This window comes from Leptothrix mechoopdaensis (SeqCode) (assembly GCF_053893855.1).
On the sequence record NZ_CM132699.1, the window covers coordinates 1,834,190 to 1,846,088 of the forward strand.

Genomic DNA, 11,899 nt, shown 5'->3' on the forward strand with positions numbered 1-11,899 from the left:
GGCCGACGCTGAAGGGTTTCCACCATTTGTGACCGCAGGGTTACGAAGTCGATACTGATGCAAATAGCACGGTCGTGCTATTCAACTTCACCACGACGACGCCCACCATGCGCCCTACCCGTTTCATCCCCGGCGTGCTTGCCGCCGCAGCCCTGCTTTCCCTGGCCGCTTGCGGTGGGGGCAGTGACAGCAGCGAGGTGACGCTCAACTTGACCAACGACCGCGGCACGATCCAGCGCAACCCGCCGACGCAGCTGGCCAGCCTGACGGCGGCGCAGTTCTCGGCGCAGCTGCGGGCGTCTTCCTCGGGTCAGCAGCTGCTGCAGCTGGCAGGACTCAATCCCGCCGACGCGAACGCCAACCTGCCCTGCGGCATCGACCTGCGCTACATCCAGTACGGGACCGTCGGCGGTGCCGGCGAGAAGACCAACGCGACCGGCGCGCTGATGATCCCCACCGGCGGCGCGGCCTGCACCGGCGCCAAGCCGATCGTGCTGCACGCCCACGGCACGACCACCGCCAAGGACTACAACATCGCGCTGCTGGGCAGCACCAATGCTGCCGGCGGTGAAGCCGGCCTGATCGCGGCGCTGTACGCGGCCCAGGGCATGATCGTCGTGGCCCCGAACTACGCCGGCTACGAGGCTTCGGCGCTGAGCTACCACCCCTACCTCAACGCCGACCAGCAGTCCAAGGACATGATCGACGCGCTGTCGGCCGGCCGGCAGGCGCTCGCCAAGATCGCCAACGGCACCAGCGACAACGGCAAGCTGCTGATCACCGGCTACTCGCAAGGCGGCCACGTGGCAATGGCGACCGCCAAGGCGCTGCGTCTGGCCGGCCAGCCGGTCACCGCCGTGGCCGGCGGCAGCGGCCCCTACGCACTGGCGAAGTTCGCCGACGCGATCTTCGGCGGCAACCCGATCGTCGGCGGCACGCTGTTCGCGCCGCTGCTGACGACCAGCTGGAAGCGCTCCTACGGCGACATCTACAACACGGCCAGCGACGTCTACAACACCGCCTACGCGACCGGCATCGAGACGCTGATGCCGTCGACGCTGACGACCACCCAGCTGTTCACCACCGGCAAGGTGCCGCAGGCGGCGCTGTTCGACAACACGGCCAACGCCTACCCGCTCGCCACCGCACAGTTCCAGCCGCTGTACAGCACCACGACGGGTCTGGGCCTGATCAACAACACCTACGCGAATGCAGTGCTGGCCGATGCCGCAGCCAATCCTTGCACGGCCGCTGCGCCGACCGCCTGCGTGACCGGCCATCCGCTGCGCGCACGTGCCAAGCAGAACGACCTGCGTGGCGGCTGGGCACCGGCCTTCCCGGTGTTCATGTGCGGCGGTGCGAACGACCCGACAGTGTTCTATGCGAACACCCAGCTGCAGGCGGCGTGGTTCGGCACCTTGCCGCTGCCGACCGGCACGGTGACGACGCTGGACCTCGAGACCGCATCGGGCGGTGGCGCCGACCCGTTCGCGGCGGCCAAGGTCGGCTTCCAGACGGCGATCGCGGCGATCAACACCGCCGGTGGTGCGACCGCCGTGGCCCAGAACTACCACGCCACCGTGGCCCCGTTCTGCACCGCGTCGACCGCCGGCTTCTTCCGCACGGTGCTGGCCACCGCGCCCTGACCAACCTTGACCAACCCTGGCCGGCCACGTGCCGGCCTTGCACGACAAAGGCCGGCTCACGCCGGCCTTTTTCCTGGGCGCAAGAAGCTTCAGGCCTTGCCGACCAGCTTCTTGAACCAGCCCTTTTTCTCGGTCGTTTCCGCCGGTGCATCGGCGTCTGCGCTGGCCTCGACTGGCGGCGCGTGGCGCTGGGTCAGGGCGTTGTTGAACTTCTCGAAGAATTCCTTGGCCATCTTGGCTGCGGCCATGTCGACCAGGCGCGAGCCGATCTGGGCGATCTTGCCGCCGACCGTCGCGTGCACGCTGTAGGTCAGCAGCGTCTCGTGGTCGCCCTGCGCACTCAGCGTGACCTGTGCCGTGCCCTTGCCGTGACCGGCCGCGCCGCCCTGGCCCTCGAACGCGAGCTGGTAGGACGTCGGCGAGACGATGTCGCTGATGTGCAGCTTGCCCTTGAACTTGGCCTTGACCGGGCCGATGGCGGCCACGACCACCACCTCGTACTGGTTCTCGCCGACCGTCTCGATGCCCTCGCAGCCGGGGATCGCCTGCTGGATCAGGCTCATGTCGTTGAGGCTCTCCCACGCGATGGCCTGGGAGACGGGCAGGGTCTGGGTGTTCTCGAGTTGCATGGTGTGTTCCGGGGCAGGTTGAAGGGATGCGGGTGTGTCAGGTGTCAGGGGTCAGGAGACAGGCGCCCTGCGGTGGCTCGCCGGCTGAGCCAGCAGCCGGGCGAGGTCGGCCAGGCTGTCGAGGTTGTGCGCGCTCATGAACTCGTCGACGTGCGGCAGCATCGCCCGGATGCCGGCCGCGCGCGGCTCGAAGGCGTCGTAGCGCAGCAGCGGGTTGAGCCAGACCAACCGCCGGCAGCTGCGCGACAGCCGGTCCATCTCGAAGGACAGCGCGGACGTGTCGCCGTGTTCGAGCCCGTCGGTCACCAGCAGCACCGTCGCGTTGCCGCGCAGCACGCGCCGGGCCCAGCGACGGTTGAAGGTGTGCAGGCAGGCGCTGATGCGCGTGCCACCGGCCCAGTCCTGAACGGCATGGCTGACCTGGCTGACGGCCTGGTCCGGATCGCGCTGGCGCATCAGCCGGGTCGTGTGGGTCAGGCGGGTGCCGAAGACGAAGCTCTCGACCCGCGCCTCCGCATGGCCCAGCGCATGCGTGAAGTGCAGCAGCATGCGCGAGTAGCGGCTCATCGAGCCCGAGATGTCGGCCAGCACCACCAGCGGCGCCGGCTCCACGCGCGGTCGCCGCCAGCGCATGTCCCAGACCGAACCGCCCTGGCGCGCCATCGCCTGCATCGTCGCGCGCCAGTCGGCCCGGCCGGGTACGTAGGCACGGGTCTGTCGGCGGGTCGGCAAGGGTTCCAGGAACAGCACCAGCTTCTGCAGCAGGCGCTTGGCCTGGCGCCATTCGTCGGCCGTCATGGTCTCGAAGTCGGTGTGGCGCAGCACCTCCTGCTCGTTCCAGGTCAGGGCGGCGTCGATCTGGATCTCGTCCTCGGGCGGTTTCTCCTTCGGCGGCGGCGCGGGCGGCTGGGTGTTCGGGAAGAACGCGGCGGCCAGGCGCTGGTGTTCGGGCGGCGGCGGCAACGAGCCGCTCAGGTCGACCTTGGGCAGCAGCAGCGCCCGCATGCGGCCTTCCAGGTCGGGGTTCTTCCAGAAGATGTGGAAGGCCTGGTCGAACAGCAGCCGGTGTTCGGCCCGGTCGATCAGCGTGGCGCTCAGCGCGGCGTGGAAATCGCGCCGGCTTTCCAGCCCGCCGAGCCGCAGGGCGGTCAGCGCCAGCTCGATCCGGCCGGTGCCCACGGGGATGCCGGCGGCGCGCAGCACGCGGGCGAAGTGCATGACGTTCTCGGCCAGGTGGCCGGCCAGCGCATCGGCCTTCGGGACGGGCAGCATGACGAGGCCGGCGCGGGCGGGAACAGGCGCGGCACCGTCAGGCGCGCGCGGCTTCCTGCAGGCTGCGGGCGGCCACGCGGGCCTCTTCCAGCAGCCGGGCGGCCTCGCTGCCGGACACGCGCTGGATGTCGTCCTGGTACTTGAGCAGCACGCCCAGGGTCTGCTGGACGAGGTCCGGGTCCAGCACCATCGCGTCGAGTTCCAGCAGCGCGCGGCTCCATTCCAGCGTCTCGGCGATGCCGGGCAGCTTGTAGAGGTCGAGCTTGCGCAGGCCCTGGATGAAGGCCACGATCTCGCGCGCCAGTTCGCGGCCGATGCGCGGCAGGCGCGCCTCGAGGATCTGCAGCTCGCGCTTGACGGTCGGGAAGTCGACCCAGTGATACAGGCAGCGCCGCTTGACCGCGTCGTGGATCTCGCGGGTGCGGTTGGACGTCAGCACGACGATCGGCGGCTCCTTGGCCTGCACCGTGCCGAGTTCGGGAATCGTGATCTGGAAGTCCGACAGGACCTCCAGCAGAAAGGCCTCGAAAGGCTCGTCGGCGCGGTCGAGTTCGTCGATCAGCAGCACCGGCGCGACCGGGTTGGCCGGGTCGATGGCCTGCAGCAGCGCCCGCTTGATCAGGAAACGCGGCGAGAACAGTTCGGCGGCCAGCGCGTCGCGGTCCGCCGTGCCATGACCACCCGGACCGCCCTGCCCTCCGGCCTCGGCCAGCCGGATCTCCATCATCTGGCGGGCGTAGTTCCATTCGTAGGCCGCGCCGGCCAGATCCAGGCCCTCGTGGCACTGCAGGCGGATCAGCGGCCGGCCCAGCATGGTCGCCAGCGTCTTGGCGATCTCGGTCTTGCCGGTGCCGGGCTCGCCTTCGAGCAGCACCGGGCGCTGCAGCTTCAGCGCGAGGTAGATCACCGTGGCGAGCGCGCGTTCGGGCACGTAGCCCAGCGCGAGCAGGCAAGCCTGCGTGTCGTCGATGCTGCTGGGCAGCATGCCGGCCGGGCTGCGGCCCAGCCGGTCGGCCAGGTGGCCCGGGCCGTTCAGGCCGATCGGGCCGCTTGCCGGGCTCGCCACGGTGTCGTTCATCACCGCTCCGTCAGGTTGCCGCGACCGCGCGCGAGGCCAGCACCGGGATCAGCGCGGCGCGGTAGTCCGCCGAGCCGTGCAGGTCGCTGTTCAGCCCGTCGGCCGACACGCTGACGGCCGCTGCGGCGGCGGACGACCAGCTGGCCGCCAGGGCTGCCTCGACGTCGCTGGCGCGGAACACGCAGGCGCCCGCGCCCGTGACCGCCACGCGGGTGCCTTGCGGGCCCTGGCTGACGAACACGCCGACGATCGAGAAGCGCGAGGCCGGCTGCTTGAACTTCTGCCACGCGGCCCTGGCCGGGATCGGGAAGCTCACCGAGGTGATGACCTCGCCGGGCTGCAGCGCCGTCTCGTACAGACCCTTGAAAAAGTCGTCGGCGGCGATGCTGCGGCGGTCGGTGTGGACCGTCGCGCCCAGGCCCAGCACGGCGGCCGGGTAGCAGGCCGCCGGGTCGTTGTTGGCCAGGCTGCCGCCGATCGTGCCGCGGTTGCGCACCTGGCGGTCGCCGATCCGGCCGGCCAGGTCGGCCAGCGCGGGGATCGCCTTCTGCACCTCGGCCGACGCCGCGACGGTGGCGTGCGTGGTCATGGCGCCGATGGTGACGGTGCCGTTGGCCACGCTGATGCCGCGCAGGTCGGACAGCGCGCCCAGGTCGACCAGCGTCGACGGGGCGGCCAGACCCAGCTTCATCGAGGCCAGCAGCGACTGGCCGCCGGCGACGATCCTGGCGTCATCGCCGGCTGCGGCGCGGGCCGCATCGGCCACGGAGGACGGGGTTTGATACGCGAATGCTTGCATGTTGGTGTCTCCTGTCGTCCTCGGATGTCACTGCGCGCCGCGGGCGGCCTGCCACACGGTGTAGGGCGTGGCGGGCATCGGCACGTCCTTGACGCCCAGGGCGTCGCAGATCGCGTTGATGAGGGCCGGCGGCGAGCCGATCGCACCGGCCTCGCCACAGCCCTTCACGCCCAGCGGGTTGTGGGTGCAGGGCGTGCCCTTGGCGGTCTCGACCACCAGGTTGGGCAGGTCGTCGGCGCGCGGCATGGCGTAGTCCATGTAGCTGCCGGTCAGCAGCTGGCCGGTCTCCTCGTCGTAGATCGCGTGTTCGAGCAGTGCCTGGCCCAGGCCCTGCGCGATGCCGCCGTGCACCTGGCCCTCGACGATCATCGGGTTGACGACGTTGCCGAAGTCGTCCACCGCCGTGAAGCGGTCGACGCGGGTGGTGCCGGTCAGCGGGTCGATCTCGACCTCGGCGATGTAGGTGCCGGCCGGGTAGGTGAAGTTGCTCGGGTCGTAGAACGCGTTCTCGTTGAGGCCCGGCTCCAGCTTGTCGTGCGGGAAGTTGTGCGGCACGTAGGCCGTCAGCGAAACCTGCGCGAACGGGATCGCCTTGTCGGTGCCGGCGACCTTGAAGTTGCCGTTCTCGAACACGACGTCGGTGTCGGCCGCCTCCATCAGGTGGGCCGCGATCTTCTTGCCCTTGGCGATGACCTTGTCGAGCGCCTTGACGATGGCCGTGCCGCCGACGGCCAGCGAGCGCGAGCCGTAGGTGCCCATGCCGAACAGCACCTTGCTGGTGTCGCCGTGGACGATGTCGATGTCCTCCATCGGGATGCCGAGCTTCTCGGCCACGACCTGCGCGAACGTGGTCTCGTGGCCCTGGCCGTGGCTGTGCGAACCGGTGAACACCGTCACCTTGCCGGTCGGGTGGACCCGCACCTCGCCGGCCTCGAACAGGCCGGCACGGGCACCCAGCGCACCTGCGACGGCCGACGGCGCGATGCCGCAGGCCTCGATGTAGCAGCTGTAGCCCAGGCCGCGCTTGAGGCCCTTGGCGGCGCTCTCGGCCTTGCGGGCGGCGAAGCCGGCCACGTCGGCCAGCTCGATCGCGCGGCCCAGCGTGGCCTCGTAGTCGCCGGTGTCGTAGGTCAGGCCCACGGGGGTCGGGTACGGGAAGGTGGTGATGAAGTTGCGGCGACGCAGCTCGGCCGGGTCGATGCCGGTTTCCTTGGCGGCCGTCTCGACGATGCGTTCGAGCAGGTAGGTCGCTTCCGGACGGCCGGCACCGCGGTAGGCGTCGACCGGCGCGGTGTTGGTGAACACGGCGTTGATCTCGGCGTAGATCTTCGGCGTCTTGTACTGGCCGGCCAGCAGCGTGGCGTGCAGGATGGTCGGGATGCAGGACGCGAAGGTCGACAGGTAGGCGCCGAGGTTGGCGGTGGTCGTCGCACGCAGGGCCAGGAAGTTGCCGTCCTGGTCCAGCGCCAGTTCGGCCAGCGAGTCGTGGTCACGGCCGTGGGCGTCCGACAGGAAGGCCTCGCTGCGGTCGCAGGTCCACTTGATCGGGCGGTTGACCTGCTTGCTGGCCCAGACCAGCGCGGTCTCCTCTCCGTACAGGTAGATCTTCGAGCCGAAGCCGCCGCCGACGTCCGGCGCGACCACGCGCATCTTGTGCTCGGGGATGCCCAGCACGAAGGCGCACATCAGCAGGCGCTCGACGTGCGGGTTCTGGTTGCTGACGTAGAGCGTGTAGTGGTCGTCCGCGCGGTTGTACGACGCGTTGGCCGCACGCGGCTCCATCGGGTTGGGCGCCAGGCGGTTGTTGCGGAACTTCAGCGTGGTGATGTGGGCGGCGGTCTTGAATGCTTCCTCGACACCCGCCTTGTCGCCGATGCCCCAGAGGTAGCAGCGGTTGTTCGGCGCCTCGTCGTGCACGGCGGCCGGCGCGGTCAGCGCGGCGGCCGGGTTGATGACGGGCGGCAGCTCGTCGTAGTCGACCTCGATCAGCTCGGCGGCGGCCTTGGCCTGGTCCAGCGTCTCGGCCACGACCAGCGCGACACGGTCGCCGACGTAGCGGACCTTGCCGTCGGCCAGCACCGGGTGCTTGGGCTCCTTCATCGGCGAGCCGTCGAGGTCGTTGATCAGCCAGCCGCAGGGCAGGCCGCCAACGGCCTTGAAGTGTTCGCCGGTGAAGACGCCGACGACGCCGGGCGCGGCGGCGGCGGCGGCGGTGTCGACCTTCAGCAGTCGGGCATGCGCATAGGGCGAGCGCAGGAAATAGCCGTAGGTCTGGCCCGGCAGGGTGATGTCGTCGGTGTACTGGCCGCGACCGGTCAGGAAGCGGGCGTCCTCGCGACGGACGACCGACTGGCCGATGAATCCTTGGCGTGCGTTCATGGAATGGGCTCCGGTGATGTCGTGTGGGTTGTTCCGTGGCGGATCAGGCTGGATCGCACCGGATCAGGCCTTCATCGCCTCGGCGCCCACGAACACCGCCTTGACGATGTTCTGGTAGCCGGTGCAGCGGCAGAGGTTGCCTTCCAGGGCCTCGCGGACCTGGGCGTCGCTGTGGCAGCCGTGGTGCTGCACCAGGTCGACCGCGCTCATCACCATGCCGGGGGTGCAGAAGCCGCACTGCAGGCCGTGGCACTGGTTGAAGGCCGCCTGCATCGGGTGCAGCGTGCCGTCGGCAGCGGCCAGGCCCTCGATCGTCGTGACCTGCTTGCCGGCGGCCTGCACGGCCAGCATCGAGCAGCTCTTCATCGCGCGGCCATCGACGTGCACGGTGCACGCGCCGCACTGCGACGTGTCGCAGCCGACGTGCGTGCCGGTCAGCTGCAGCGTCTCGCGGATGAACTGGACCAGCAGGGTCTGCGGCTCGACGGCGCGCGTGACGTCGCGGCCGTTGACCTGAAGGGTGATCGTCTGTGTCGACATGGGGGGTCTCCTCGTGGGTCTGCGGTTGTCGGACTGGCGGGCAGCCTCCAACTCGGGGGGCATCCTATGCAGCACGGCCGTTCGAAACTGCCTGTCGCGATTCCCTATGAAGCCATCCGCATAGCCTTGACTAGGCAGTGCCGTGCATAGGGGTAGAGGAGCCATCGGCTTGCGCGCGGCCACGCAGTAAGGTTGCGTCCATGGACAACATCGACCTCCAGATCCTTCGCCAGGTGCAGGCCTGGCGCGCCGCCGGACATCGCGTCGTGCTGGGCACGATCATCCGGACGTGGGGCTCCGCGCCGCGCCCGATCGGCTCGGTGGTGGCGGTGCGTGACGACGGCCAGATCGCCGGCTCGGTCTCCGGCGGCTGCATCGAGGACGACCTGATCGAGCGCGTGCGCGAAGGCGCCCTGCTGGCCGACACGCCGCGCACCGTGCGCTACGGCGTCTCCGGCGACGAGGCCGCGCGTTTCGGCCTGCCCTGCGGCGGCACGATCGAGCTGGTGCTGGAGCCGGTCTTCCCGCACAGCGAGATCGAGGGCCTGCTCGAACGCCTGGCCAGCGGGCGACGGGTGCGGCGCACGCTCGACTTCCTCAGCGGCGCGGTCACGCTGACCGAGGCCGATCCGGGCGACACGCTCACCTTCGACGGCCAGACCCTCGTCAGCACCCACGGCCCGGGCTGGCGGCTGATCGTCATCGGCGCCGGCCAGATGACCCAGTTCCTGGCCGAGATGGCCCGCGCGCTCGACTACCAGGTCTTCATCATCGACCCGCGCCCCGAATACGCCGACGGCTTCGCGGTGCCCGGCTGCCAGCTCGTGCGCGACATGCCCGACGACGCGCTGGTCGCCCTGTCGCTGGACGCGCACTGCGCCGTCATCGCCCTGACCCACGACCCCAAGCTTGACGACCTGGCGCTGATGGAGGCGCTGCGGTCGCCGTGTTTCTACGTCGGCGCGATCGGCTCGCGGCTCAACCAGGCCAAGCGCAAGGCCCGGCTGATGGAGCATTTCGGCCTGACCGAGGCCGAACTGGCGCGTCTGCACGGCCCGGTCGGCATCAAGAACGGCGCCCGGACACCGCCGGAAATCGCCGTGGCGATCCTCGCGGAGGTCACCGGCGTGCGTTATGGCTACCGGATTCCGGAGCCGGTGGTCATCGGCGGCACCGTCAACAGCGTCGAAGCGGGCTGCGTGACCTGAGCGAGAGCGCCGGACTGTCACAGGCTGGAGCACTCCCGCTGCTCCAGCATCCGCACGTCCTGTCGCCTCGGTGACGCCACCCGAGCGGGTTAATGCGAACTGGCACAGCGGCGTCCCGCTGGTGAACATGCCAGGGCTCGCAAGGGTCGCCTGACGACCCTCATCCACCCACGCCCATGATGACCGCCGATCTGTACGCCTCCTCCCTGAACGCCGTTCCCCGTCTTTCCGTCCTGGCCGTCCGTGCCGCCCTCGGCCTGCTGGCCGCCGGCCAGGTCGGTGCAGCCCTTGCCCAGGAGGCCGAACGCCTGGAGCCGGTCGTCATCACCGGCTCGACCCGCGAACAGAAGCTGGTCGACACGCCCTATGCGATCAGCGCCGTCGGCAGCGAGGCCCTGCGCGCCGCCGGCCCGATGGTCAACCTGTCGGAGGCGCTGCAGTCGGTCCCCGGCCTGGTCGTCGCCAACCGCAACAACTACGCCCAGGACCTGCAGATCAGCTCGCGCGGCTTCGGCGCCCGCGCCGGTTTCGGCGTGCGCGGCATGCGGCTCTACGCCGACGGCATCCCCGCGACGATGCCCGACGGCCAGGGCCAGGTCGCCCACTTCGACCTCGCCGGCGCGGACCGGGTGGAGGTGCTGCGCGGGCCGTTCTCGGCGCTCTACGGCAACAGCTCCGGCGGTGTCATCGCCGCCTGGTCCAAGCCGGTGCGTGACCGCCAGTTCGAGGTCGGCGTCGACGCCGGCAGCTTCGGCCTGCGCCAGCAGCGGCTGGCCGTGCAATCGCCGTTCGACGGCGGCTTCTCGATCGCGGCCAACGTGTCGAACTTCGAGATCGACGGCTTCCGCCCGCAGAGCGACGCCGATCGCCGGCTGGCCAACATCCGCCTGGCCTGGGCCGGCGAGGACGACCGCATCACGCTGGCCATCAGCGACCAGCACCAGCGCGCCAACGACCCGCTCGGCCTGACCCGCGTGCTGTTCAACCAGAACCCGGATCAGACCGCCGTCCAGGCCACCAACTTCAAGACCCGCAAGACCATCGACCAGACCCAGGCCGGCCTGAACTGGCAGCACCAGCTCGGCGGCGACGGCGCCCTGCAGTCGACCCAGGTCAGCACCTACACGGGCCAGCGTTCGGTGTTCCAGATGCTGTCGACGCCGCGGGCCAATCAGCTCCTGCCGGCCAACCCGACCAGCCCCGGCGGCGTGATCGACTTCGACCGGCGCTACGACGGCATCGACGGCCGCCTGAGCTGGAAGGTCGGCGAGGCCGACCTCGTCACCGGCGTCAACCTCGAACGCCAGCGCGACGAACGCAAGGGCTACGAGAACTACACCAGCGCGACCACCCTCGGCGTGGTCGGCAACCTGCGACGCGACGAGACCAACCGCGCCACCACGCGCGAGGTCTACGCCCAGTACGAACGCCCGCTGTCGCCCGCCTGGCAACTGGTCGCCGGCCTGCGCACCGGCAAGGTCCGCCTGTCCAACGAGGACCGCTACATCGCCACCGGCAACCCGGACGACAGCGGCTCGCTCGACTATTCGTACACCAGCCCCGTGCTCGGCCTGCGCTGGCAGCCGTCGACCGAGCTGACGCTGCACGCCAGCGCGTCGCGCGGCTACGAGTCGCCCACGCTCGGCGAGGTCGCCTACAGCGTCGATGCGGGCGGCAATCCGACGACCGGCTTCAACAACAACCTGTCGGCCCAGACCAGCCGCCAGATCGAGCTGGGCGCCAAGTGGCGGCCGACCGACCGCTACGCCATCGACGCGGCGCTGTTCCACGTCGCGACCGCCAACGAGATCGGCGTCAACACCAACACCGGCGGACGCTCGACCTTCAAGAACGTCGGCGACACGCTGCGCCAGGGCCTGGAGCTGTCGCAGCGCTGGCAGCACAGCGCCACGCTGCGCGGCCAGCTGGCGCTGACGGTGCTGGATGCCCAGTACCGCACCGGCGCGATCAACGGCAACCAGATTGCCGGCACCCAGCCGGCCAGCCTCTACGCCGAGGTCGCCTGGAAGCCGTGGACCGGTGGCGAGATCGGCCTGGAAGCGCGTGGACAGGGCCGCACCGCGCTGAACGACAGCAACCAGGACGTGCCCGGCACGGCCGGCGGCGGCTTCGCGGCCGGCTGGGGCATCGCCAACCTGCGCTACCTGCACACCTGGACGGCAGGCCCCGACGGCCGCGTCGAGCTGCTGGCCCGCGCCGACAACCTGGCCGACCGGCGTTATGCCGGCAGCGTGATCGTGGCCGAGGCCAACCAGCGCTACTTCGAGACGGCGCCCGGCCGCAGCGGCCTGCTGTCGCTGCGCTACCAGCGCAAGTTCTGAGCACCA

At 70.1% G+C, this 11,899-nt stretch carries 9 protein-coding genes; 3 read left to right on the forward strand and 6 right to left on the reverse strand.

The window, feature by feature from the left end; genetic code table 11:
* The first annotated feature begins 107 nt into the window (after positions 1–107).
* Positions 108–1,646 carry an alpha/beta hydrolase family protein gene (locus ACWA7K_RS08145; RefSeq protein WP_456167396.1) on the forward strand — a complete coding sequence of 513 codons (1,539 nt, stop codon included), beginning with the start codon at positions 108–110 and terminating at the stop codon, positions 1,644–1,646.
* Positions 1,647–1,735: 89 nt separating this feature from the next.
* On the opposite strand, the gene ACWA7K_RS08150 is transcribed toward ACWA7K_RS08145, so the two are convergent.
* From ACWA7K_RS08150 to ACWA7K_RS08175, 6 genes are all read right to left on the reverse strand, one after another.
* Positions 1,736–2,275: a CoxG family protein gene (locus tag ACWA7K_RS08150; RefSeq protein ID WP_456167398.1), complete on the reverse strand. Its 540-nt coding sequence runs from the start codon at positions 2,273–2,275 to the stop codon at positions 1,736–1,738.
* A 51-nt stretch (positions 2,276–2,326) separates the two neighbouring features.
* A complete protein-coding gene (locus ACWA7K_RS08155) occupies positions 2,327–3,547 on the reverse strand; it encodes a vWA domain-containing protein (protein WP_456167400.1) in 1,221 nt (406 codons plus the stop codon).
* Positions 3,548–3,584: 37 nt separating this feature from the next.
* Positions 3,585–4,532, reverse strand: a complete 948-nt coding sequence (locus ACWA7K_RS08160) for an AAA family ATPase (RefSeq protein WP_456168734.1) — start codon at positions 4,530–4,532, stop codon at positions 3,585–3,587.
* 103 nt (positions 4,533–4,635) lie between these two features.
* Complete coding sequence (locus tag ACWA7K_RS08165; protein ID WP_456167402.1) at positions 4,636–5,424, reverse strand: FAD binding domain-containing protein; 789 nt, start codon at positions 5,422–5,424, stop codon at positions 4,636–4,638.
* 27 nt (positions 5,425–5,451) lie between these two features.
* The gene (locus ACWA7K_RS08170) at positions 5,452–7,803 is read right to left on the reverse strand and encodes a xanthine dehydrogenase family protein molybdopterin-binding subunit (RefSeq protein WP_456167403.1); all 2,352 of its coding nucleotides are present in this window, start codon (positions 7,801–7,803) and stop codon (positions 5,452–5,454) included.
* A gap of 63 nt (positions 7,804–7,866) precedes the next feature.
* The gene (locus ACWA7K_RS08175) at positions 7,867–8,343 is read right to left on the reverse strand and encodes a (2Fe-2S)-binding protein (RefSeq protein ID WP_456167405.1); all 477 of its coding nucleotides are present in this window, start codon (positions 8,341–8,343) and stop codon (positions 7,867–7,869) included.
* A 200-nt stretch (positions 8,344–8,543) separates the two neighbouring features.
* On the opposite strand from ACWA7K_RS08175, the gene ACWA7K_RS08180 reads away from it, so the two are divergent.
* Both ACWA7K_RS08180 and ACWA7K_RS08185 read left to right on the forward strand, forming a co-directional pair.
* Positions 8,544–9,551, forward strand: coding sequence for an XdhC family protein (locus tag ACWA7K_RS08180; RefSeq protein ID WP_456167407.1), 1,008 nt, complete (start codon positions 8,544–8,546; stop codon positions 9,549–9,551).
* A 176-nt stretch (positions 9,552–9,727) separates the two neighbouring features.
* Positions 9,728–11,893: a TonB-dependent receptor family protein gene (locus ACWA7K_RS08185; RefSeq protein ID WP_456167409.1), complete on the forward strand. Its 2,166-nt coding sequence runs from the start codon at positions 9,728–9,730 to the stop codon at positions 11,891–11,893.
* The last annotated feature ends 6 nt before the right edge of the window (positions 11,894–11,899 follow it).

Coding starts and splice junctions, on each gene's coding strand:
- ACWA7K_RS08145 (WP_456167396.1), top strand. CDS start 108: ATGCGCCCTACCCGTTTCATCCCCGGCGTGCTTGCCGCCGCAGCCCTG.
- ACWA7K_RS08150 (WP_456167398.1), bottom strand. CDS start 2,275: ATGCAACTCGAGAACACCCAGACCCTGCCCGTCTCCCAGGCCATCGCG.
- ACWA7K_RS08155 (WP_456167400.1), bottom strand. CDS start 3,547: ATGCTGCCCGTCCCGAAGGCCGATGCGCTGGCCGGCCACCTGGCCGAG.
- ACWA7K_RS08160 (WP_456168734.1), bottom strand. CDS start 4,532: ATGCTGCCCAGCAGCATCGACGACACGCAGGCTTGCCTGCTCGCGCTG.
- ACWA7K_RS08165 (WP_456167402.1), bottom strand. CDS start 5,424: ATGCAAGCATTCGCGTATCAAACCCCGTCCTCCGTGGCCGATGCGGCC.
- ACWA7K_RS08170 (WP_456167403.1), bottom strand. CDS start 7,803: ATGAACGCACGCCAAGGATTCATCGGCCAGTCGGTCGTCCGTCGCGAG.
- ACWA7K_RS08175 (WP_456167405.1), bottom strand. CDS start 8,343: ATGTCGACACAGACGATCACCCTTCAGGTCAACGGCCGCGACGTCACG.
- ACWA7K_RS08180 (WP_456167407.1), top strand. CDS start 8,544: ATGGACAACATCGACCTCCAGATCCTTCGCCAGGTGCAGGCCTGGCGC.
- ACWA7K_RS08185 (WP_456167409.1), top strand. CDS start 9,728: ATGATGACCGCCGATCTGTACGCCTCCTCCCTGAACGCCGTTCCCCGT.